Genomic DNA, 25,646 nt, shown 5'->3' with positions numbered 1-25,646 from the left:
CCGGCCGCTCTCCCCCGTGGGCAGGCCGGGCCGCCCAGCTCCCCACGCTGCGTCTGGCACGCTAGACCCCGGCGATCAAGCTAGTCAACGTTGATTATTACCGGGTGATCTAACCGACTCCCGGTCGGCGGCGTCCAGGTCAGCCTGCCACCCGGCCCAGGTGCCGTCAGCCGGCTCCTCCGCCGGGTGATACGACGCCCCCGACTCGATCAGCGCGGCGATCCGGTCACACCACGCGATCTCCCCGTCGACCCGGGCGATGGTCAGCTCCAGCATCCAGCCGACGTACGACGGTTTCTGCCGCAACCATCCGGCGGCCAGGTCGTCACGGGCCACCGCGTTGCCGGCCCGCAGCATCGCGGCCCGACCCCGCAACGCCGCGACCGCCTCCGCGCGGGGCAGCGCCGGCAGAAAGGCGAATGCGCTGAGGAACGGATCGGCCGACGGCCGACAGTCGCGCCAGTGCTGCCGCAGCAACGAGTCGAACTCGTCGACCCCGGTGGGGGTGATCTCGTAGCTGGTCCGGGCCGGCCGGGCACCCACCTGGGCGGTGCCGACCTGGCGGAGCAGCCCTTCCTCGGCGAGCTTGCGCAACGCGTGATATATCGACCCCGGTGCGATGTTGGCCCAGCTGTCCGCCCGCCAACTGAGCAGCTCACGGCGCACGTCGTAGCCGTGCACCGGTTGCATCCATTTGACCAGACCGAGAATCATCATCCGGGTGGCAGACACATCCGGGAGCCTAATCGCCAGTGTGTCATCCCACACTGAGCGCCGGTTCAGTTGATCAAGCAGGCCGTTAGACTCCGGCTTGATCCGTGAGCAAAGGAGAACAGGGCGTGCGCAAAGTTCTCGTCGCAAACCGGGGCGAAATCGCGGTCCGGGTGATCCGCGCCTGCCGGGACGCCGGGCTGGCCAGCGTCGCCGTGTACGCCGACCCGGACCGCTCGGCGGTGCACGCCGGGCTGGCCGACGAGGCGTACGCCCTCGGCGGGGAGACCGCCGCCGACACGTACCTGCGGATCGACAAACTGCTCGACGTCGCCGCCCGGTCCGGCGCCGACGCCGTCCACCCCGGCTACGGGTTCCTCTCCGAGAACGCCGACTTCGCCGCCGCGGTCATCGACGCCGGGCTGACCTGGATCGGGCCCAGCCCGCAGGCGATCCGCGACCTCGGCGACAAGGTCACCGCCCGGCACATCGCCCAGCGGGCCGGCGCGCCCTTGGTCCCTGGCACGGCCGATCCGGTCGCCGGCCCGGACGAGGTGACCGCCTTCGCCGAGCAGTACGGCCTGCCGGTAGCGATCAAGGCTGCGTTCGGCGGCGGCGGACGCGGGCTGAAGGTCGCCCGCGAGATGGCCGAGATCGCCGACCTGTTCGAGTCGGCCACCCGTGAGGCGGTCGCCGCGTTCGGTCGCGGCGAATGCTTCGTCGAGCGCTACCTGGACCGCCCCCGGCACGTCGAGGCGCAGGTCCTCGCCGACCAGCACGGCAACGTGATCGTGGTCGGCACCCGGGACTGCTCGCTGCAACGCCGCCACCAGAAGCTCGTCGAGGAAGCACCGGCGCCGTTCCTCACCGACGCCCAGCGTGCCGAGATCCACGCCAGCGCCAAGGCGATCTGCCGCGAGGCCGGCTACCACGGTGCCGGCACCGTCGAATACCTGGTCGGCGTCGACGGCACCATCTCCTTCCTGGAGGTCAACACCCGGCTGCAGGTGGAGCACCCGGTCACCGAGGAGACCGCCGGCATCGACCTGGTCCGCGAGCAGTTCCGGATCGCGGACGGCGAGCCGCTGCGGTTCACCGAGGATCCGACCCCACGCGGGCACTCCATCGAGTTCCGGATCAACGGCGAGGACCCGGGCCGCAACTTCCTGCCCGCGCCCGGTGCCATCACCGCGCTGCGGCTGCCGACCGGCCCCGGCGTACGGGTGGACACCGGCGTCGTCGCGGGTGACGTCGTCAGCGGCAACTTCGACTCGCTGCTGGCCAAACTGATCGTCACCGGCGAGACCCGCGCCGAAGCACTGGAACGCGGCCGGCGGGCACTGGACGAGATGGTGGTCGACGGGATGGCCACCGCCCTGCCGTTCCACCGCCTGGTGGTTCGGGATCCGGCGTTCACCAGCGAGCCGTTCGCCGTACACACCCGGTGGATCGAGACCGAGTTCGACAACACCGTGCCGGCGTTCACCCCGCCGGCGGCGGCCGACGCGCCGGCCGAGGCCCGCGAGACCGTCGTGGTCGAGGTCGGCGGCAAGCGGCTGGAGGTCAGCCTCCCCGCCGGCTTCGGCGGCGGTACGCCCGCCGCGCCGACCGCCGCCCGGCAGCCGGCCCGCCGCCGCGGCGGTGCCAGCGCGGCGGCCGCCGCCAGCGGTGACGCGCTGGTCTCGCCGATGCAGGGCACCATCATCAAGATCGCCGTCACCGACGGCGATCAGGTCGCCGAGGGCGACCTGATCGTGGTGCTGGAGGCGATGAAGATGGAACAGCCGATCAACGCGCCCAAGGCCGGTACGGTCAGCGGATTGGCCGCCGAGGCCGGCGCGGTGGTCACCGCCGGCGCGACGATCTGCCTGATCAGCTGACCGTCCCGGTGTGATCACCCCGGGACGGTCCAGTGCCCGGAGCCTCTTGCCGTCGTGGTAGACGAACAGCGCCCAGTAGTGCACGTTCACGTCACTCTCCTACGGCTGCAGGGCCGCAGTCAGTATCCGACCGGCGTCCTTGCCGTAGAAGACGACCTGGTTGCCCTTCCAGTGCGCGGGGAGTCCCTGCCGGACGAACTTGTCGACGTTCATCAGCATCGGCCCTTCCACCACCTGATGCCGGCCGAGCGGGTTGCCCCGGGCACCGGTGCGGTAGTGCTTCACGACGTCGGCCAGATCGGGACTGGTCGCGGTGAACTTCTTCGTCGCCAGGGCGTCGAGCTTCGCGTTCGGCACCTTGAAGTGCAGGACCACGCCGTCCCCACCGAACCGCGGACTCCCCGCCCAGTCGGCCGCCTGCTGCCGCGACCGGGTGGTGTAGAACCCCTTTCCGAAGTCCATCTTAGACCGTGACGAGAATCCGGTGTCCACGCCGTTGGCCCGGATGTTGTCCGCCGCCTGCCGGCTCGTCCCGTGGTACAGGTCCGTGTAGCCGCCGCAGTTGTGCACCAGGACCGGCCGGTCGGCCGCCACCACGTAGTAGGTGTGGTCGCCGGCGACGGTGAGGTCGTTCATCCATGTCAGGCCGGTCCAGACCCGGACCGCGGTGACCTGCTGGGTGGTTTCGCCGTCCGGGCTGCGCAGCCGGTCGCCGGGGCGCAGGTCTTCGGCGTCGGTCCACCGCCCGGTGGTGGCGTTCCAGATCGGGTGGTGCGCGGTCGTCTCGATGACCGTGCTCTCGCCGGTCGTGGTGTCGGTGACCGTGACGTCGGTCAACTCCCGGTCGGCGTGGCCGTGCAGCAGCCGCACCGGCCGGGCGGTGCTCTGCCCCGTCTGCGGGTCGGTGGCCAGCACCTCGTCGCCGAGTTCGACCTCGGCGATCGGCTTGCTGCTGCCGTCGGCCATCCGCACCCGGGTGTCCGGAACGAAACTGTGCCGCGCACAGCTGGCGGCCGCGCCGGCGACGTCGTCGACCCGGCTGCCGCCGGCCCGGGCGGCGTCGTCGGCGTAGTCGGCCGCTTCCCGGGTGGCCCGGCTGGAGCCGCGGGACACCGCCCGCGACAGGTCGTCGACCTTGCGCCCGACCGCCTTACCGGCCGACGCCGCTGCCTTGCCGGCCGACGCCGCAGCCTTGCCAACGCTGGTGCCGGCGACCTTCTTCGCCCCGGCGGACCCGGCCTTGCTCAACGCCTTACCCGCTGCCGGGCCCATCATCGGCAGCGCCGTGCCCAGACCACCGGCGACACCACCCAGTACGGCGGTGCGCAGCAGCTCGACGCCGGTCTGGCCCTGCATGGCACCGGTGACCAGGGCACCGGTCACGCCGGAAGCCACCCCGCAGGCGACCGCGCCGACCCCGGTCCAGCCGATCGCGACCATGCAGGCGGCCTCGACGACGAACCCGACCAGTGCGCCGACGATGTCGGCCTTGTGTTCGACGATCCAGTCCCTGGCCGTCCGGGCCCACTGGCCGACCTGGTCGACGGCCCCTTTGATCGCCTCGGCCATCTTCTGGTAGGCCTTCGACATGGCCTGCTTGACGTCGTTGATCTTCTCGGCGATCTGTTCGCGGGCCGCCTGCGCCCACTCGGAGACCTGCTCCCACGCCTGCCGCACCCCGGCCTTGACCGTGTTCCAGGCCTTCTGCACGCCGGAGGAGACCTTCTTCCAGGCGTTGCGCAGCCGCTTGCCGAAGTGCCCGGTCGGGTCGGTGACGGTCAGCGAGTTGCCGTCGCCGTACTGGTAGCGGTTGGCCCGGATCGAGTCCGGCACCGGGCTGACGGTGACGCTGTCGCGGCTGTCGAACCGACCGACGGCCGGGTCGTACCAGCGGGCGTGCATGTTGACCCGACCCGACCGGGGATCGGTCCACTCCGACTGGTAGCCGAGATTGCCCTCCATGCCGCTGGCGGCGGTCACCTCGCCCAACGGCGAGTAGGTACGGTGACCGGTCACCGACGTACCGGCGGTGTTGAACTGGGCGACGATGTCGTCGTGCAGGTCGGTCCAGAGCATCCGGCTGGTGCTGCCGTCCCGGACCGCGACGGCGCCGCCGTCCGGATCCCGCAGGTACTTCGCCGCGCCGTCCATGGCGAGGTCGTTGCTCAGGCCGGAGTACCGGAAGTCGCTGCGCAGCGCCCGGCCCAACGCGTCGTAGGTGTACTCCCGGGCGTTGCCACCACCGGTCGGCTGCTGGCTGACGATCTGGTCGAACGCGTCCGCGACCCCGACCGCCGTGGTGCCACCGGTGACGGTCTGCTTACGGGTGCCCCGGGCCGTGTACCGGTAGGTGGTGCCGGTGCTGTCGGAGACGAGCCGGTTACGGGCGTCATACACGTAGTCGACGTCGCCGACCCCGGTCCGGTTGCCGGCCGCGTCGTACCGGTAGCCGACCGTGGTGTTGCCGTCGTCCCAGGAGGTGAGCCGGTCGGCCAGGTCGTAGGTGTAGGTGTTGCTGACCGTCGACGAGCCACGGGTGACCGTCTTGCTGGTCTCGTTGCCGTTGGCGTCCCACCCGTAGGTGATCGTCCCGAGGACCTGCCCGTTGGACCGCACCAACCGGTCACTGGTCAACCGGTGCAGATCGTCGTAGGCGAACACCCGCCGGTTGTTGGTGCCGCCGTAGGACATCGACGACACCGCCGACATCTCGTCGTAGGAGTAGCCGACCGACACCCCGGCGCTGCTGTTGCTCAGCGACGCCAGCCGGCCGGCGCTGTCGTAGCCGTACTGAGTCAGCCCGGCCGCGTCGTCCCGCGAGGCCATCGACCCGTCCGGGGTGTACGTGAACGCCGCGTCGCCGGACGGGCCGGTCACCGACAACGGCAACCCTCGGTCGTCGTAGACGACCCGGTTGGTGCCCCCCGGTGCGGAGAACTCCACCAGCCGACCGGCCGGGTCGTAGCCGTACGTCCGGTCCTGGGTCGCGGCCTCGGCACCCGACCCGGACTGGCGCTCCAGCCGACCGGCGTCGTCGTAGATCAGGGTCCGGGTCACCCCGCCCGGGGCACGCTGCGACACCGGCTGACCGGCCACGTCGTACACCGTGGTGTACGTGCGGTCCGCCGCGTTCGGGTACGCCGCCGTCGCCGGCTCGATCCGCGACTGCGGCAACCCCCACACGTTGTACGTCGTCCGGAACGCCTGCCCGCGCCCGTCGGTGAACCGCGTCGGATTCCCCGCCAGGTCATACCCGAACGACGACTCGATGGTGGTGCCGGCAGCCACCGGCTCGGACTGGGTGCGCGGCAGCCCGGTCGCGTCGTAGCTCAACCGGGTCGTGCTGCCCCGCGCGTCCGTCGCCGCCACCATGTTGCCGGCGGCGTCGTAGGTCCAGGCCGAGGTAGCCAGGGCGGCCCCGCCGGTCGCCCGGTACGCCGCCGTCGCGGTCGGCTGGGACAGCGGGTCGTACGTGGTGGTGGTGTAGGTGCCGTCCGGGTTGGTCTGTTTCACCGGCCGGCCCAGGGCGTCGTGGTCGACGCTGCTGGTCTGCCCGGCACCGTCGACGACGCTGGCCAGCTCACCGGCGGCGGTGTAGCCGTACCCGGTGGTCACCCCGGCCGGCGTGACCACCGTCGACAGGCGACCGGCGGTGTCGTAGGCCATCGTGGTGGTGTGCGTCTGGCCGGTCTGGCGGACCGCCTCGCTGACGCTGGTGGTCCGGCCCAGCAGGTCGTACGTGCTGCCGGTCACCGCCCCGGTGGGGTCGGTCACCGCCAGCAGGTTGCCGGCCAGGTCGTAGCGGGCGGTCGTGGTGGCACCGTCCGGCGCCACCTGGGTCACCACCCGGCCCAGCTGGTCGTAGGTGAACCCGGTGACCCGACCCAGCGGGTCGGTCTGCGACACGACCTGGCCGAGGCTGTCGTACGCCGCCGTGAAGACCGGGACGACCGGGGTCGACCCGCCCGGCGGGGTGTACGCGGGCAGCCGGGTCTCGTAGGGCCGGCCGGCCCGGTCGAACGCGTACCGGGTCACGTTGCCGTTCGGGTCGGACTCCGCGGTGACCTCACCGAACGTGTTGTAGCCGATCCGCTCCACCGGCCGCGCCGTGACCACCGGACCGTCGAGTTCACCGGTCTCGGCCTGCACCTGCGGGCCGGTCGACACCGCCGGCCGGTCGGCCTCGTCGTGGGCCACGTTCGTGGTGTTGCCCAGCGGATCCAGCACCGCCGTGGCCAGACCACCGTCGTCGAGCACGTAGCTGGTGCGCGACACCGTGGCGTCGGCCGCCGGTACGGTGCCGGCGACCACCCGGTCGGCCCAGCCGGCGTCGGTCGACACGCCCTGGTACAGCTGCAGGTCGGAGATGGCCCCGTCGAGCCCGGAGCCGATCCGCAGCCCGCCCATCGCCATGCTGTGATAGCGCGCGCCGGTGAATTCGTCGACCTTGTCACCGTCGAGGAACACGGTGAACCGGTCGGCCTGCGGGTCGACGCCGACAGCCAGGTGCTGCCACTGCTCCTCCTGCACCGTGCCTTCCCCGAAGGGGCACTCGCACCGGATGATCGAGCCCATCTGCTGCTCGTTCGTGGCCACCCGCCATCCGTCGATGGTGTGGTCGAACCGGAGCTGGAAGGCGAAGTCGCGGTTTGCGGGGGACGCACTCACCCGCGCGGCACCGGGCACGGTCAGCACCGCGCCGGACTTGCCGTCGTTGTCGACCCGCACCCAGGCGGCCACGGTGTACGGCCGGGTGGTGTCCACCGCCGGGGCGGCCGTGGTGATCTGCGACGACGACGCACCGGTGAACGCCGCGACCCGCCCCCGCTCGGCGTCGTTCTCCCAGGTCACGCCGGTGGCCGTAGCGGGGCTGTTGCCGGCCGAGTCGGCGGCCGCCGTACCGCCGGTCTCGTCCAGCCGCCAGCGGGCCACCGGCGTCGTCGTCCGGTCCGTCGACCGGTACCGGGTCTGCGAGACCTCCCGGCCGAGGATGTCGTACGCGTGGTCGGTGACAGCCAGCGTCGCGCCGGAGCCGTCCCGGGCGACGCTGGACAGCACCTGGTCACCCGGCGACAGCGTGGTCTCGGTGACCCGGTGCAGCCCGTCGGGGTCGAGCACGCTGCGGGTCTGCCGGCCCGCCGCGTCGTAGGCGTACGTCGTGACGGTCTGCCCGTTGTCGGTGCGCTGCTCGACCAGGTTCCCGGCCGCGTCGTAGCTGTTGGCCTCCAGCAGGAACGAACTGTCCCCGTCGGTGCGGGTCACCGTCGCGGGCCGCCCGTCGTCGGTGTACGTGTACTCCGTGACGTGCCCCATCGCGTCGGTGGTCGACGCCAGCCGGCCCGCCGGGTCGTAGGAGTTCGACTCCACCACCAGATCCGCAGCAGGAGTCGGGTCGTTCGGGTCCCCGGTGTAGCCCTTCAGCGTGCGCGACAGCAAGTCGCCGTTGACGTCCACCTGGTAGGCGTTGACCGTCCCGTCCGGATCGGTCTGCTCCACCACGTGCCCGTAGACGTCGTAGCGGTAGCCGGTGGTGGCACCCATCGGGTCGACGGCCTGCGACCGGCGGCCGTGGCCGTCGTAGGACCATTCGCTGACCCGGGCCACGTCCCCACCGGTGGCGTCGCTGACTCGCTGCTCGGTCAGGAACCCGTCCGGGCTGTACGAGTGCTGCGTCACCGCCGTGTGCACCGCGCCGGTCACCCGGTCGGTCACCGCCGGATCGGTACGGGTCGCCACCCGCCCCATCGCGTCGTACGTGTAGGTGGTGGTCCGCCCCTGCGGGAACGACGGCGTCACCACCGTCTCGGTCAGTTCCCGACCCAACCGGTCGTACGTGTACGTGGTGGTCGCGCCTGCCGGGTCGACCACCGTCGCCACGTCACCGGCCGAGGTGTACGTGATCAGCTGCCAGCCCTTCGACGGGTCCAGCACATGCGTGGGCAGCCCGGCCGGAACGCTCCCGCCGGTGGTGTAGGCGATCTCCGTACGCCGGCCGAGCGGATCCACCGTGCTGCGCAGGTTGCCGTTGGAGCTGTCGTAGAAGTACTGCGTCCGGTAGGTGTCGTCCTGCGCGCTGAGCGAGCCCGGCCCGCGTACCGCCGTCAGCCGGTCGCTCTTCGGATGCGTCGGGTCGCTGCTGTAGAAGGTGTAGGTGGAGAAGCTGCTGGAGCACTTGTCGGCGGCCTGGTCCTGGCAGGTCACCTCCTGGATGGTGTTGCCGCGCTCGTCCTGCACCGACCGGGTGACGATCCCGTTCGGGTCGTACTCCAGACTGGTGAACCCGCCGGTGTCGTACCCGTACAGGGTGGTGCGGCCCAGCGCGTCGGTCTGCGACACCTTCCGCCCGGAGACCAGGTCGTAGGAGTACGACACCTGATGCCCGCCCGGGTCGGTGACCGACACGATCGTCACCGGGTTGGCCACCGTCGTGGTCTGCGTGTCCTGCGCCGCCGTGTCGACCTGCGTCGCGCCGGGCGGCAGGGTGTCCGACGGCAACTGGCCGGCTGCTGTCTCCGACAGGGACGGTGTGTCGGTACCGCCGCCGGTCGCGGCGGTGACCACCAATGGCACCGTCTGCCCGACCGACCCGTGGTGCAACGTCACCTCGTCGGCGCCCAACGCCCGGTGGTAGAACGCCACCTCCGCCAGCGACCCCGCGTAGTACGCCGTCGCCCCGGCCGCCAGCCCCGACCAGCCGTTGCCGGTGTACCCCGCACCCAGGTACCCCTGGCCCTGCGGTCCGGCCGCCGGCAGCGCCCCGGTGCTCGACTGCACCGGCACCCCGTCGAGGTACAGCACCTGCGTCGTGGCGTCGGCGGCGTCGGTCGTGGTCAGTACGGCGTGGTGCCACGCGCCGTCGTTGACCGGCGACGGCGACGTCAGCGCCAACGCCCACCGCTGCTTGGCCTGGCCGGTGGCGCAGCTGCGGATGGCCAGCGCGGTGCCGTCCGTGGTGGACGAGCCCGGCACCTCCAGGCAGCGGCCCGACCCGGTGTTGCGCCAGCCGCCCTGGTGCGGCGTCCACTTCTGGTTGGCGCTGGTCGAGCAGGTCTGCGCCTGGACCAGGGTGCCGTTGCCGGTGGCCTGACCGGTCAGGCCCAGACACTTGTCACCGCGCCGCAGCTGTCCACTGCCGCCGACGTACCGCCAGCTCTGGGCGGACGTGGCGGCGCAGGTGCCGACCTGCACCTTGGTGCCGTTGGTGGCGAGCTCGGCGCATTTGCCGGCGAGCCCTGACGTCAACGGCCCGGTCGGCTCGGTCGACGGGGCCAGGCCGCGCAGCCGACCGTCGGCGTCGATCCACAGCACCGGCGATCCCGCCGACGGCGTACCGCCCACCGCCGCGTCCTGCGTGCCCACCAGCACCCCGGCCGTCGCGGTGGTCCTGAACCACAGCTCCTGCGACTTCGCGCCGGTCGGCGCGACCCGGCCGCCGGGCACCGACGCCAGTGACGACGTCCCGTCGAACGACACCGCGGTGCCGTCGGCGAACGGACCCGCCGCGCCCAGGGTCACCGCGCTGAACGTCGCCGTCTCCTGCCACGTCTCGTTGACCGCGTCGACACCGGCGGCGTCACGCAGCCGCCAGTAGTCGGTCGGTGCCGAGCCCAGCACGGCCGCCGCGTACAGGGCGCTGGTGCCGGCCACCCGTGGCGTGCCCATCGTCCAGGTCCCACCGTTGCTGTCGGTCAGCTCCGACAGCTTGCCGGTGACCGGGTCCATCGACAGCGACGCCAGGGGCCGCCCTTCGGCACTGGTCACCGTGGACAACTGCCAGCTCTGCGCGCGCGCCGTACCGTTGATCTCGGTGACGTCGGCGGCGGCCAACGTCCGGTCGAAGAACGCCACGTCGGCGATCTGGCCGGTGAAGAAGTTCGCGTGCCCGGTGTTGTTGGCTGAGCCCTGGTGCGGCTGGTCCGGCCAGTTCCCACCGACGAACCCGGCACCCACGTACTCGTACGCCGACCCGCCGATGTCGAACATCTCGATCAGGCCGTCGCGGGTCGCCTGCCGGGTGCCGTCCAGGTAGAGGGCCTGGCTGGCCCCCGCCCCGGCCAGCACCACGTGATGCCACTGGCCGTCGTCCACCCGACCGGACGACTGCATGGTGGTGCCGGCGAAGCCGTCGTAGAACTTCGCGTGCAGCTTCCCACTCGTCCCGACGTAGATCGCCGGCGTGTAGTTGCGCGACGTCGTGCCGTCCGAGATCGGGTCGTGCTGGTAGGAGAACAGCACCCCGGCCCGCGACGACGCGCCGGTGCGGAACCACATGCTGACCGACTGGTACGCGCTGTCGTTGACCAGCCCGCTGGGCAGCCGCACCCGTGACGAGGTGCCGTCGAACGCGGTCGACGTCGACGTCGACCCCGGCCACACCGTCGGCGTCGCGCCCGGCGTCGTACCCTCGTAGAACGCCACGTCGGTGCCGCCGCGTTCCAGCACGTCACTGGCGGCCCAGGTGGACCCGGCGGGCTCGTTCAACCGCCAGTACGACGACGGCGCGTGGTTGCGTACCGCGTTCGCCCCCTGATTGACGTTGTTGCCCCAGCCGTACGTGGTACACGCCGACGTCGGCGTACACGCCTTCGTCAGGCGGTCGTGGCTGCCGTAGGTGTACTGCCACACGTAGCCGCTGCCGCCGGCGGTGGGCGCGTCCGTCGTCACCTTGGTCACGTGCGACCCGACCGACGGGCTGGCGGTGCCCGCCCAGGTCAGCGTCAGCGACCGACCTGAGGCGTTGGTCAGCTTCGAGATCAGTCCGCTGCCGTTGTAGGTCGCCGTCAGGGTCCGGTCGTTGGCGTCGGTCACCGCCGTGAGCCGGAAGACCCCGCTGCCGGCGGACCGGCCGAACACGTACGTCGTGCCGTGTTTGACGGTCAGCCGGTACCCGGTGATCGACGTGCCGGACCTGACCTCGGTCAGCACCTCGTACCGCCCTGGTGGCGGCACGAACGATCCGTCCGAGGTGGGGCCGAACCCGGCCTCCGAACCGTCCGGGTACGTCACCACGGCACTACGCAGCGCGTCGTTCGTGCTGGTCCGCCCGGTCACCTGGGCGTCCAGCAGACTCGACCAGCCCTGCCCGAACGCCCCCGACCGCCGGGTGTCCAGCGTGTTGTACGACCGGGTGATCGCCAGCTCCGGGCCTACCCCGGCCACCTGAGCGTCGGTCACCGTGGTCGTGTAGTTGCCGATCTCCGGGTTGTAGCCCACCCCCGGGTTCTGCGCCAGCCGGGATCCCAACGCCGGCTGCGGTACCCGGGTGTAGAACGTGTACCTCGGATACCGGGCCCCGTAGACGGCACCGTCGAACGGCTGCACCACCCACGAGTACTGCTTGTTCGAGCGCAGCAGGCCGGCGGGGACGTCGTAGTAGGAGCCGGTGCCCTCGGTGACGTGCAGGACCGTGCCGGCGTCGTCGTGCAGCCAGAGCTTGTAGCTCACCGTCCCGGAGTTGTCCGGGTCGTGGCCGCGCACGTACAACCGGGGGGTCAGCGTCGACACGACCGCGCCGTGCACCGGGGACCGCTGGCTCACCTGCGGCGGCAGGTTGGCCGTCATGGTCAGTTCCAGCCGGGGCGCGTACGCCCCGTTGCCGTAGTTCGCCGAGGTGAACCTCGCCCCCGCGGCCAGGACCTGCTCGTCGTCGATCAGCGCGAGACCGAGGTTGCGCTGCCCGATCGCCCACCCCGAGATCAGCTCACGGACGTCGACCTGCACCCACTGGCCGGACGTCGGCCCCGCCGACGGGTTGGCGCACGCCTGCCCGTTGTCGGTGTAGTAGCGGTACCGCACCGAGCCGGGTTCAAGGTCCGGCCCGGGCAGCGCGGCGGTCGCCAACTCACCGACCGTCCACTCCTGCTCGACCAGGCCGACCTGCAGGTCCTTGACGTCGCAGCGCACCCGGTGGTTCAGAAACAGCCGCAGGTACGCCGAGGCGATGATCGGCTTGGCGTCGGTCAGCGCGGACGAGATGTCGAAGTTGAGGAAGGTCCGGGAACCAACTCCCCCGTTGTAGCCGACCTGCAGGTGGTTGCCGTTCTGCACGGTCGCGCCGGTGGCCGGGTCGGAGTCGACGAACACGTCCCCGTCGGGGCCGGTGGTGACCGTCGGATCCACCCGTACCGGGAAGACCCGTGCCGGGTCGGCGAGCCAGGACCGGTCGGCGATCAGCTTCAGTGCCGGCCCGCCGTCGACCTCGGTCAGCTCCATCGCGACGGCCGCCGACCGCGCCGGCAGCCCGGTCTTCGCGTCCACCGACGAGTCTTCCATGTACGCCGGCGGGATCGACGCCACGACGGTGCCCGCGTCGTCGACCAGCTCGACCGACCCGGCCGAGGAGATGCGGGCCGTCACCCCCCGCAGGGTCAGCGGGAACACCCACGCCGACCCGGCCTGCGGCGACGCCAGGATCAGCGTCTCCTTCACCCCGTCCGGCCGGGCCACCAGCTCCAGGTCCGTGCCGGGCAGCACCTGCCGGTACGTTGCCGTCGCGCCGTCGACCTCCGGGGTCACCGCCGCCGCGTCGGCCAGGCTCCACCCGAGTACGCCACCGCCGGGCAGCGGCAACTCGACCAGCGGCTCCCCCGCTGCCATGTCGGATGCCGCTGCCCCCGCCCCGGACGCCGCAGCCGTACCGGATGTCGACCCCAGTGACACCCCCATCGGGTTGTCGGTGACCCCCCACCGGTCACCCCGACGCACCAGGGTCGGATCGATCGGCCGCCACGACCCGTCCGCCGCCCGGTAGTTGACCTGACCGGTGCTCAGCTGCGCCGTCGTCGAACCGTCGGCGTTGTCGTACACCGTCATGGTCGACCGCGACGACCGGGCGTCGCGGCGGCTCGTCGCCGGGTCGTGGCGCGCCGCCGTCACCGGTGTCACCGATTCGTCCACCGCCGGCTGACCGGTGTACCCCGGCAACCCGTCGACCAGCCGCTGCGGTGCGCCCGCCCCGCCGGCGGCCCGGGTTGCCGCCGCCGAGGAGTACCCGCCGGGGCCGGCACCGTCGCCGACCGGCGACACCGGGAGCTCAGCCGTCGCCGGGCCGCCCCATGGCAACCAGCCCGGCCGATCGGTGATCCACGACGTCAGCCAACCCACCGGAAACTCACCGTCGGCGGGCACCGCCCCCGGCGGCACCGACGATGACAACCCCACCAGCGCTGCAGCCACCACCGCGACCCCACCGGCGCACCGCCGCCACCGGGCGAACGTCCGGGTGGTCCCTGTTCGACGACGGCGGTGCGGATCCTGAATCGTTCCCATCGGTGGCGGCCTTTCTCGCTGCGATACGCCGTTCGCCCAGTTAGGACCAAACACAGATCGTGCCGGCTCGGGGCCGCCGAGTAATGAGGGAAATCTGAGGAAGACGTTGGGGAATACCAGGGAAGCGCTGAGCGCGCCGGCAGCCGGCCGGGCATGATGGACAGAGTGCAGCTCATCACCGGCGCGCACCCGCGCCCGACCTGATCACCCCGGGACGGTCCAGTGCCCGGAGTCGCGGGCCGGTGCCGGCCGGGCGACCCAGCCCGATCGGTCCGCGTCGTCGCTCCAGTCCGGAACCTCGCCGAAGTAGATGATCATCGCCCAGTAGCGCCGGTCCTCGTGCAGGACGATCTCGTCGTCGCCGGAGAAGTCCTGCCCGTGCCACTGCTCGTTGATCCGGGCGACGGCTTCGGCACGCGAGATGTCGAACAACTCGACCATCTCGGCCGCCGTCGCGTCCAGTAACTCCCGGACCTCGGCCGACAGATCCATCTGATAGACGTCCATCATCTTCTCCTACGGCTGTAGGGCGTCGGTGAGGACCTGGCCGGCGTCCCTGCCGTAGAAGACGACCTGGTTGCCGGACCAGCGGGGCGGCGCCCCCAACCTCAGAAACCCGTCGACGTTCATGAGCATGGGCCCCTCGACCACACTGTAATTATTTGACAGGTTTCCTCCGGCACCGGTGCGGTAGCGGCGTACGGTGGCGGCCAGGTCTCGGCCACCGCGCCGGTTGAACGTCTTCGTGAGCATGGCGTTGAGTCTCGCGTTCGGCACCTTGAAGTGAAGAACCATCCCGTCCGCGCCGAATCGCTTGCTGGCCCATTTCTGTGCCTGCTGTTGGGAACGAGTGGTGTAGAAACCCTTGCCGAAGTCCATTCGCGACCGGGTGGAGAAGCTCGGGTCCACGCCGTTGGCCCGGATGTTGTCCGCCGCCTGCCGGCTCGTCCCGTGGTACAGATCCGTGTAACCGCCGCAGTTGTGCACCAGCACCGGCCGGTCGGCCGCCACCACGTAGTAGGTGTGGACGCCGGCGACGGTGAGGTCGTGCATCCACTTCAGGCCGGTCCAGACCCGAACCGCGGTGACCTGCTGGGTGGTCTCGCCGTCCGGGCTGCGCAACCGGTCACCGGGACGCAGATCGGCGGCGTCGGTCCACCGCCCGGTGTCGGCGTTCCAGAACGGGTGGTGCGCGGTCGTCTCGACCACCGTGCTCTCACCGGTGACGGTGTCGGTGACCGTGACATCGGTCAACTCCCGGTCGGCGTGGCCGTGCAGCACCCGTACCGCCCGCGCGGAGCTCCGCCCCGTCTGCGGGTCAGTGGCCAGCACCTCGTCGCCGAGCTCGACATCGGCGATCGGCTTGGTGGTGCCGTCGGCCATCCGTACCCGGGTGTCCGGGGCGAAACTGTGCCGCACACAGCTGGCGGCCCCGTCGGCCCGGCTCCCGCCGGCCCGGGCGGCGTCGTCGGCGCGTTCGGCGGCCTCCCGGGTGGACCGGTTGGTGCCGCGGGACACCGCCCGGGACGCGTCGTCGGCCTTGCGGGTGACCGCCCGGCTGAACGACCGGGCCCCGGCGACGGCCTTCGCGCCGACCCGGGCGGCGGCCTTGCCGAGGCTCGTGCCGGCGAGCTTCTTCGCCCCGGTGGAGGCGGCCTTGCTCAACGCCTTGCCGGCGACCGGGCCCATCATCGGTAGGGCAGCGCCGAGACCACCGGCCAGGCCGCCGATCACCGCGTCCTGCAGCAGATCCATGCCGGTCTTGCCCTGCATGCCGCCGGTGACCAGGGCACCGGTGATACCGCCGACCATGCCGCAGGCGACCACGCCGACACCGGTCCAGCCGATCGCGACCAGGCAGCCGGCCTCGACGACCATGCCGACGATCGCGCCGACGATCTCGGCCTTGTGTTCGACGATCCAGTCCCTGGCCGTACGGGCCCACTGGCCCACCTGTTCGGCGGCGGCTTTCAGCGCCTCACCGGCCTTGATCAGATCCTGATAGTTCTGCTCCACCGTCTGCTTGATGACGTTGGCCGCCTCGACGAGCTGCTCCTGCGTCCACCTGGTGACCGCCCCCAGGCCGTCGCCGACCCAGTCGGTGAAGTCTTCGAACCGGTCGCCGAACCAGTCGACGGTGTCGTGGTAAGCGTCCTCGATGTCTTCGTACCGGTCGCCGACCCAGTCGGTGACGTCGTCCCACGCATTCGCGAACCGTTCTCCGAAGTGGCCGGTGGGGTCGACCACCGTCAACGGGTTCCCGTCGCCGTACTGGTAGCGGTTGGCCCGGATCGAATCCGGCACCGGGCTGACAGTCAGGCTGTCCCGGGCACCGAACTGGGCGGTTACCGGGTCGTACCAGCGGGAGTGCATGTTGACCTGCCCACTACGAATGTCGGTCCACTCCGACTGGTAGCCGAGGTCACCGAGCATGCCGCTGTCCGCGGTCACCTCGCCCAACGGCGAATAGGTGCGGCTGCCGGTCACCGTCGCCCCGGCCGGGTTCATCTGGGCAACCACGTCACCGTGCAGATCCGTCCACACCAACCGGCGCGTGTTGTTGTGCCGCGCCCCGACCACACCACCACCCGGATCCCGGGTGAAGAACGCGTTGGAACTGTCCCGGGCGAGGTGGTTACCGAGACCGGTGTACTCCCAGCCGTCCCGGAACGCCCGACCCAACGCGTCGTAGTCGAACACCCGGGCGTTACCGCCGGCCGGGGTGTGCTCGACCGCCTGGTCGAACGCGTCCGACACCGTCCTCGCCGCACCGGCCGCGCTGCGGGTGCCCCGCGCCGTGTACTGGTAACCGACACCGGTGCTGTCCGAGATCAGCCGGTTACGGGCGTCGTAGACGTAGTCGACGTCCCCGACCCCGGTCCGGTTGCCCGCCTTGTCGTAGCGGTAACCGACCGTCGTGTTCCCGTCGTCCCACGACGTCAACCGGTCCGCCAGATCGTAGCTGTACGTGTTGCGGACCGTCGACGAGCCACGGGTGACGGTCTTGCTGGTCTCGTTGCCGTTGGCGTCCCAGCCGTAGGTGATCGACGCGATCGTCGACCCACCCGACGACACCAACCGGTCACTGGTCAACCGGTGCAGATCGTCATAGGCGAACACCCGCCGGTTCCCCGACGTCCCGAACGTCATCGACGACACCGCCGACATCACGTCGTACGTGTAGCCGATGGCGGTACCCATGTCGGCGTTGTCCACCGACGCAAGCCGGCCCGCACCGTCATACCCGTACTGCGTCAACCCCGCCGCGTCGTCCCGCGACGCCATCAACCCGTCCGCCGTGTAGGTGAACACCGCGTTCCCCGACGGACCGGTCACCGACAACGGCAACCCCCGATCGTCGTACACGACCTGATTGGTGCCACCCGGCGCGGAGAACTCCACCAACCGACCCGCGGCGTCGTACCCGTACGTCCGATCCGCCGTGGCCGCCTCCGCGCCCGACCCGGACTGACGCACCAACCGGCCCGCGTCGTCGTAGACCAGGGTCCGCGCCACCCCACCCGGCACCCGCTGCGACACCGGCTGCCCGGCCACGTCGTACACCGTCGTGAACGTCCGGTCCGCAGCATCCGGATACGCCGCCGTCACCGGCTCGATCCGCGACTGCGGCAACCCCCACACGTTGTACGTCGACCGGAACGCCCGCCCCTCCCCATCGGTGAACCGGGTCGGATTCCCCGCCAGGTCATAACCGAACGACGACTCGATGACCGTGTCACCGTCGACCGGCTCCCGCTGCGTCCGCAACAACCCCGTCGCGTCGTAGCCGAACCGCGTCACGGTGCCCCGCGCGTCCGTCACCGACACCGTGTTGCCCGCCGCGTCATAGGTCGAGGCAGCCGTCGCCAACGCCGCCCCACCGGACGCCCGGAACGCCGCCGTCGAGGTCGGCCGGGACAACATGTCGTAACCCGTGGTGGTGTAGGTTCCGTCCGGACTGACCTGCTTCACCGGCCGGCCCAGACCGTCGTAGACGACACCGCTGGTCTGCCCGGCACCGTCGACCACACCGGTCACCTCACCGGCCGCGTTGTACCCGTACCCGGTCGTCACCCCCGCCGGCGACCGCACCGACGACAATCGACCGGCGGAGTCGTAGCCCACCGTCGTGGTGTGCACCTGACCGGTCTGCCGCACCGCCTCACTCACACTCGTGACCCGACCCAGGAAGTCGTAACCGCTACCGGTCACCGCACCCGTCGGATCCGTCGTCGCCAACAGGTTGCCCATCAGGTCGTAGCGCGCCGTCGACGTGCCACCGTCCGGCGCCACCCGGGTCACCACCCGGCCCAACTGGTCGTAGGTGAAGGTGGTCGACCGTCCGAGCGGGTCGGTCTGCGACACCACCTGACCCAGGCTGTCGTAGCTCGCCGACGCCACCGGCGTCACCGCCGACGACCCACCCGGCGGCGTGTAGCTCGGCAGCCGGACCTCCACCGGCCGACCCACCCGGTCCACCCCGAACGTCGTCACCGCCCCGTTCGGATCCGACTCCGCAACCACCTCACCGAACGTGTTGTAACCAACCCGCTCCACCGGCCGGGCCGTCACCACCGGACCGTCCAACTCACCCGTCTCCGACTGCACCGCCGGACCCGTCGTCACCACCGCCCGGTCGGCCTCGTCGTACTCCACGAACGTCGCCTGACCCAACGGATCGATCACCGACGTCGCCAGACCCGCCTCATCGACCACGTAACTGGTCCGCGACACCCCCGCGTCCGCCGCCGGCACCGCACCCGCCATCACCCCGGCAACCCAGCCGGCGTCGTCCGGCACCCCCTGATACACCTGCAGATCAGAGATTGCCCCCTCGAGGCCCGAGCCGATCCGCACCCCGCCAGCCGCCACGCTGTGGAAGCTGCTGCCGGTGAAGTCGTCGACTTTCTCGCCGTCGAGGAACACAATCCACCGGCCGGCCTGCGGGTCCACGCCCACCGCCAGGTGCTGCCACTTGCCCGCCTGTGTCGAGCCCTGCCCGAAGGTGCGGCGGCGTTGTAGCACGCCGCCGCCTTTGAACACGAGTTGCTCGTTCGTCAGCGCCCGCCATGCGTCGTCGGTGTGGTCGTAGTTGAGCGCGAACGCCGGTCCGCCCCACCCGGACACGCTCGTCCGGGCGCGGCCGGGCATCGCCAGCACCGAGACGGGCGCTCGCAGATCGTCCAATCGCACCCAGACGGCGACCGTGTACGGCCGGGTGGTGTCCACCACCGGTGCATCGGTCGTGATCAACGACGACGAACCATCGAACGACGCGACCCGACCCCGCTCGGGATCCGACGCCCAGGTCACGTCCGTGGCCGTACCCGGACTGTTACCCGCCGAGTCAGCGGCCGTCGTCCCACCCGTCTCGTCCAACCGCCACCGCGCCACCGGCGTCACCGACCGGTCCGCCGACAGGTAACCCGTCTGCGACAGCGGACGACCCAACACGTCATACGCGTAGTCGACGACCGACAACGCCTCCCCCGCAGCGTCGCGATCCACCCGCGACAACACCCGGTCGGCCGGCGACAACGCCACCTCGGTCACCCGCTCCAGGCCGCCCGGATCCAGCACACTCCGCACCTGCCGACCCGCAGCGTCGTACTCGAACGCCGTCACCGTCGCACCGTTGTCGGTGACCTGCTCAACCAGGTTCCCCGCCTCGTCGTAGCCGTTGCTCTCCAACAGAAACGAGTTGTCACCGTCCGTGCGGGTCACCGACGCGGTCCGCCCGTCGTCGGTGTACGTGTAACTCGTGACGTAGCCCATCGCGTCGGTGCTCGACGCCAACCGACCCGCCGGGTCGTACACGTTCGACTCCACCACCAGATCCACCGGATCCGTCGGATCGTTCGGATCCCCGGTGAACCCCTTCACCGTCCGCGACAACACATTCCCGTTGACATCCGCCTCGTAGGCGTTCACCACCCCGTCCGGATCGGTCTGCTCCACCAGGTGCCCGTACACGTCATAGCCGTAGCCGGTCACCGCGCCCTCGGCGTCCACCGACGCCGACCGACGACCATGCCCGTCGTACGACCAGGTACTGACCCGGGCCACATCCCCACCCGACGCGTCACTGACCCGCTCCTCCACCAGGAACCCGTCCACGCTGTACGAGTAACGCGTCACCGCCCGATGCACCGCACCGGACACCCGGTCCGTCACCGCCGGACCCGTCCGCGTGACCACCCGACCCACCGAGTCGTACGTGTACGACGTCGTCCGCCCCTGCGGATACGACGACGTCACCACCGTCTCCGTCAACGTCCGACCCAACCGGTCGTACGTGAACGTCGTCTCCGCCCCCGCCGCGTCCGACACCGTCGCCACGTCACCCGCCGAGGTGTACGTGATTGCCATCCACCCCTTCGACGGATCCAACACATTCCACGGCAGACCGGCCGGGGCGTACCCGCCGTCGACCGCAGGCACATCCGTACCGTCGGTGTATTCGATCTCTGTCTCCCGGCCGAGCGGGTCCGTCACGCTGCGCAGGTTGCCCGCGTAGTTGTCGTAGGCGTACGTCGTCAGGTAGGTGTCGTCCTGGGCGCTCTGCGAGCCCGGCCCCCGCACGTGGGTCAGCCGGTCGCTCTTCGGGTGCGTCGGGTCGCTGCTGTACAAGGTGTAGGTGTAGTAGCTGCTGGAGCACTTGTCGGCGGCCTGGTCCTGGCAGGTCACCTCTTGGACCGTGTTGCCCCGCTCGTCCTGCACCGACCGGGTCACAATCCCGTTCGGGTCGTACACCAGACTCGTGAACCCACCCGTGTCATAGCCGTACAACGTCGTCTGACCCAACGCGTCGGTCTGCGACACCTTCCGCCCCGACACCAGGTCGTACGAGTACGACACCTCGTTGCCACCCGGATCGGTCACCGACACGATCTTCACCGGGGTCGACACCGTCGTCGTCTGCACGTGCTCCGCCGCCTCGTCGACCTGCACCGCACCCGGCGGCAACACCTCGACCGGCAACCCACCCGCCGCTGTCTCCGACAACCGGGCTTCGGCAGCCCCGTCACCCGCCGCGGTCACCACCAACGGCACGGTCCGACCCACCGACTGGTAGTGCAACGCCACCTCGTCCGCGCTCAACGTCCGGTCGTAGAGCGCGACCTCCGCCAACGAACCCGCGTAGTACGCCGTCGATTCCGAGGGCAGCCCCGGCCAACCGTTGCCCGTGTACCCCGCGCCCAGATACCCGTGACTGAGCCTTTCGACCCCGCCGGCCAGGGCACCGGTGCTGGACTGCACCCGCACACCGTCCAGGTACAACGCCTGGACGGTGTCGTCGCCGGCGGCGGTCTTGGTCAGCACCGCGTGGTGCCACTTGCCGTCATTGACCGGCGCCGCCGACACCAACGCCAACGCCCACCACTGATTGGCCTGGTCGTTGCAGTTGCGGATCGCCAACTGGGTACCGTCCGTGGCCGACGAGCCGGGCACCTCCAGGCACCGGCCCGCCCCCGAGTTGCGCCAACCGTTCCCGGACGGTTCCCACTTCTGGTTCGCGCTGCTCGAACAGGTCTGCGCCTGGACCAGGGTGCCGTTGCTGGTCGCCTGACCTGCCAGGCCCAGACACTTGTCACCTCGACGCAGCTGCCGGCTGCTGCCGACGTAGCGCCAGCTCTGCGCCGTCGCACCGTCGCAGGTGCTCAGTTGCACCTTCGTGCCGTTGGCCGCCAACTCCGCACACTTGCCGGCGAGCCCCGACGTCAACGGCCCGGTCGGATCCACCGACGCCGACAGCCCCCGCAACCGGCCGTCGGAGTCGATCCACAACACCGGCGATCCCACCGACGGCGTCCCGTCCACCGCCGCGTCCTGCGCTCCCGCCAGCACATCGCCGGTACCAGTGGTCCTGAACCACAGCTCCTGCGACCGCGTCCCGGCCGGCGCCAACCGCTCCCCCGGCACCGACACCAGCGACGATGACCCGTCGAACGACACCGCCGTGCCGTCCGCGAACGGACCCGCCGCCCCCAACGTCACCGAACTGAACGTCGCGGTGGTCTGCCAGGTCTCGTTGACCGCCTGAACACCGGCCTCATCCCGCAACCGCCAGTAGTCCGTCGGCGCGGACCCCAGCACCGCCGCCGCGTACACCCCGCTCGTCCCCGCCACCCGCGGCGTCCCCAACGCCCAGGTCCCACCGTTGCTGTCGGTCACCGACGCCAGCTTCCCCGTCACCGAATCCATCGACAACGACGCCAGTACCCGACCTTCCTGGCTGGTCACCTTCGACAACTGCCGGCTCTGACCCCGCGCCGTCGCGTTGATCTCAGTGACCTCGGCCGAGGTCAACGTCCGGTCGAAGAACGCCACATCGGCGATCTGCCCGTCGAAGAAGTTCGCATGCCCGTGGTAGTTCGGCGAACCATGATGCGGCTGGTCCGGCCAGTTCCCGCCGACGAAACCGGCACCCACGTACTCATGCGCCGACCCACCCGCGTCGAACATCTCGATCAGGCCGTTGCGGCCCGCGTGCCGGAGCCCGTCCACATACAGCGACTGACTCGAGCCGGCCCCGGCCAGCACCACGTGATGCCACTGCCCGTCGTCCACCCGACCGGACGACTGCATCGTCGTCGAGTTGCCGTCATAGAACTTCGCGTGCAACTTCCCACTCGACCCGACATAGATCGACGGCGTGTAGTTGCGCGACGTCGTACCGTCCGAGATCGGATCATGCTGGTACGAGAACAACACCCCCGCCTGGGACGCCGTCCCCGTCCGGAACCACAGACTGACCGACTGGTACGCGCTGTCGTTGACCAGCCCGCTGGGCAGCCGCACCCGCGACGACGTGCCGTCGAAGGCCGTCGACGTCGACGTCGATCCCGGCCACGCCCCCGGTGTCGGGCCCGGCGTCGTACCCTCGTAGAACGCCACGTCGGTGCCGCCGTTGTCCAGCACGCTGCTGGCCGCCAGGGTCGACCCGGAAGGTTCGTTCAACCGCCAGAACGACGACGGCGCATGATTCAGCACCGCGTTCGCCCCCTGGTTGGCGCTGTTACCCCAGGTGTACGTGGTACACGACGCCGTCGGCGGACACACCTTAGTCAACCGGTCATGGTTGCCGTACGTGTACGTCCACACGTAGCCACTGCCACCGGCGGTCGGCGCGTCCGTCGTCACCTTCGTCACATGCGACCCGACCGACGGACTCGCCGTCCCCGCCCAGGTCAACGCCAACGACCGCCCCGACGCGCTGGTCAACTTCGACACCAGCCCACTGCCGTTGTACGTCAACGTCAAGGTCTGGTCGTTGGCGTCCGTCACCGACGTGACCTTGAACGCGCCACCCCCGGCCGCGCGGGAGAACACGTACGTCGTCCCGTGCTTGACGGTCAACCGGTACCCGGTCACCGACGAACCGGACTTCACTGCGGTCAGCACCTCGTACCGCCCCGACGGCGCCACGAACGACCCGTCCGACCCCGGCCCGAACACCGCCTCCGACCCGTCCGGATACCGCACCACCACACCCAGCACCGCACCCGCCGAGTTCGTCCGCTCGGTCACCCGCGCGTCCAACAGACTCGACCAGCCCTGCCCGAACGCCCCCGACCGCCGGGTGTCCAGAGTGTTGTACGACCGGGCGATCTCCAACGCCGGCCCCACCCCCGCCACCTGCGCGTCCGTCACCGCCGACGTGTAGTTGCCGATCTCCGGGTGATAGCCCACCCCTGGGTTCTGCACCAGCCGTGACCCCAACGCCGGCTGCGACATCCGCGTGTAGAACACGTACTTCGGATAGCGGGCGCCGTAGACAGCCCCGTCGAACGGCTGAACCGCCCACGAGTACTGCTTGTTCGTCTCCAACAACCCGACCGGGACGTCGTAGTACGACTTGGTGCCCTCGTTGACGTGGATGAGGGTCCCGGCGCTGTCGTAGATCCAGACCTTGTAGCGCACGGTGCCGGACTCGTCGAAATCGCGGCCGCGCACATACAACCGGGGTGTCAACGTCGACACCACCGCACCGTGGGCCGGCGCTCGCTGGTCCACCTGCGGCGGCAGATTGTTCGACAAGGTCAGCTGCAACCGCGGCGCGTAGTCACCACCGGCATAGTTCGCCGAGGCGAACAAGGCCGCCGCCGCCGCAGACAAGTCCTCCTCGTCCAACAGCGCCAGACCAAGATTCGGCTGACCGAGCGCCCAGCCCGAGATCAGGTCCCGGACGTCGACCTCGACCCACTGGCCGACGGACGGATTCGCGTTCGGGTTCTCACACGCCCGCCCGTTGTCGGTGTAGTACCTGTAGTGGTTCGGCCCCAGATCGATCTTCGGCCCCGGATGGGCTGCGGTCCGCAGATCACCGACCGTCCACTCCTCCTCGACCAGCCCGACCTTGACCCGCTGGACGTCACACCTCGCCCGGTAGTTCAGGTACAGCCGCAGGTTCGCCGAGGAGATGAACCAGCCCGACTTCGCAAACTCCGCTGGGATGGTGAACTTGAGAAACGTCCGGGACAGGACGCCGTCCCGGTTACCGATCGCGAGACGGTCACCGTTCTGCACGGCCGGGCCGGTGTCCGGATCGGTGTCGACGAACACGTCCCCGCTCGTCGAGATCAGCGCGCCCACGTCCGCCCGCGCCGGGAACACCCGCGCCGGATCCGTCAACCACTCCCGGTCGGCCACCAGCTTCAGCGCCGGGGCACCGTCGACCTCCACCAGCTCCATCGCCACCGCCGGCGACCGCGCCGGCAGCCCTGTTTCCGGATCGACCGACGAATCCTGCATGACCGCCGGCGGGATCGACGCCACCACCGACCCGGCGTCGTCGACCACATCGACCGACCCACCGTCACCGGACCGGACCGACACACCGTCCAGCGTCAGCGGAAACACCCACTCCGACCCGGCCTGCGGCGACGCCAGCACCAGCCCCTGCTTCACCCCGTCCGGCCGCGCCACCACCTCCAGATCGGTGTCCGCGAACACCTCCGGATACGTGGCCGTCCTGCCGTCGACCGCCGGCACCACCGCCGCCGCACCAGCCAGACCCCAGCCCACCGAACCGCCACCCGGCAACGACAACTCCACCAACGAGCCGCCTACAGAAGTCTCCGCCAGCGACACACCCAGCGAGTTCTCCGTCACCACCCACCGGTCACCCCGACGCACCAGAGTCGAATCCACCGGCCGCCACGAACCATCCGCCGCCTCGTAGTTGACCCGCCCCGTACTCAACTCCGCCGTCGTCGAACCATCCGCATTGGCGTACACGTCGGCATTCGCCCCCGACGCCACCGCGTCCCGCACACTCGACTCCGGATCGAACCGGCCCACCGTCACCGGCGACACCGACTCGCCCACCACCGGCTCCCCGGCATACCCCGACAGACCGTTCACCAACCGCTGCGCCGAACCCGCCCCACCCGACGCCCGCGTCGCCGCCGACCCCACATACCCACCCGAACCGGCACCGTCACCGACCCGCGCCGCCGGCAACTCCACCGCCGGCCCGCCCCACGGCAACCACCCCGACCGACCGGTGAACCACGACGACAACCACCCCACCGGGAACTCACCGTCCGCCGGCACCGCACCCGGCGGCACCGACGACGACAACCCCACCAGCGCCGCGACCACCACCGCGACCCCACCAGCCCACCGCCGCCACCGAACGAACGTCCCCGCTGTCCTCAAGCGACGCCGACGGTGAACAGCACGACTCGCAGACATCAGCGGCTACCTCTTCCCACCTCGAAACATTCGGTCGCACAGCGGTCGACCGTCAGGAATCATCTACGGAGGACGATGCCGGAACTT

At 70.4% G+C, this 25,646-nt stretch carries 5 protein-coding genes; 1 reads left to right on the top strand and 4 read right to left on the bottom strand.

Going from position 1 to position 25,646, the window contains the following annotated elements; all coding sequences use genetic code 11:
* Positions 1–84 precede the first annotated feature (84 nt).
* The gene (locus O7629_RS01795) at positions 85–732 is read right to left on the bottom strand and encodes a PadR family transcriptional regulator (protein WP_278167077.1); all 648 of its coding nucleotides are present in this window, start codon (positions 730–732) and stop codon (positions 85–87) included.
* A 107-nt stretch (positions 733–839) separates the two neighbouring features.
* On the opposite strand from O7629_RS01795, the gene O7629_RS01790 reads away from it, so the two are divergent.
* A complete protein-coding gene (locus O7629_RS01790) occupies positions 840–2,591 on the top strand; it encodes a biotin carboxylase N-terminal domain-containing protein (RefSeq protein ID WP_278167076.1) in 1,752 nt (583 codons plus the stop codon).
* Between the two features lie 99 nt (positions 2,592–2,690).
* Here the strand turns inward: O7629_RS01790 and O7629_RS01785 are convergent, their stop codons facing one another.
* The 3 genes from O7629_RS01785 to O7629_RS01775 all read right to left on the bottom strand — a co-directional run bounded on the left by O7629_RS01785 (position 2,691) and on the right by O7629_RS01775 (position 25,469).
* Positions 2,691–13,859 carry a LamG-like jellyroll fold domain-containing protein gene (locus O7629_RS01785; protein WP_278167075.1) on the bottom strand — a complete coding sequence of 3,723 codons (11,169 nt, stop codon included), beginning with the start codon at positions 13,857–13,859 and terminating at the stop codon, positions 2,691–2,693.
* 204 nt (positions 13,860–14,063) lie between these two features.
* Positions 14,064–14,366, bottom strand: coding sequence for a hypothetical protein (locus O7629_RS01780; protein ID WP_278167074.1), 303 nt, complete (start codon positions 14,364–14,366; stop codon positions 14,064–14,066).
* 9 nt (positions 14,367–14,375) lie between these two features.
* Positions 14,376–25,469 carry a LamG-like jellyroll fold domain-containing protein gene (locus tag O7629_RS01775; RefSeq protein ID WP_278167073.1) on the bottom strand — a complete coding sequence of 3,698 codons (11,094 nt, stop codon included), beginning with the start codon at positions 25,467–25,469 and terminating at the stop codon, positions 14,376–14,378.
* Positions 25,470–25,646 lie beyond the last annotated feature (177 nt).

It is taken from the genome of Solwaraspora sp. WMMD792, assembly GCF_029626105.1.
GTDB lineage: Bacteria > Actinomycetota > Actinomycetes > Mycobacteriales > Micromonosporaceae > Micromonospora_E.
This window is presented reverse-complemented; position numbering and strand designations above follow the sequence as displayed.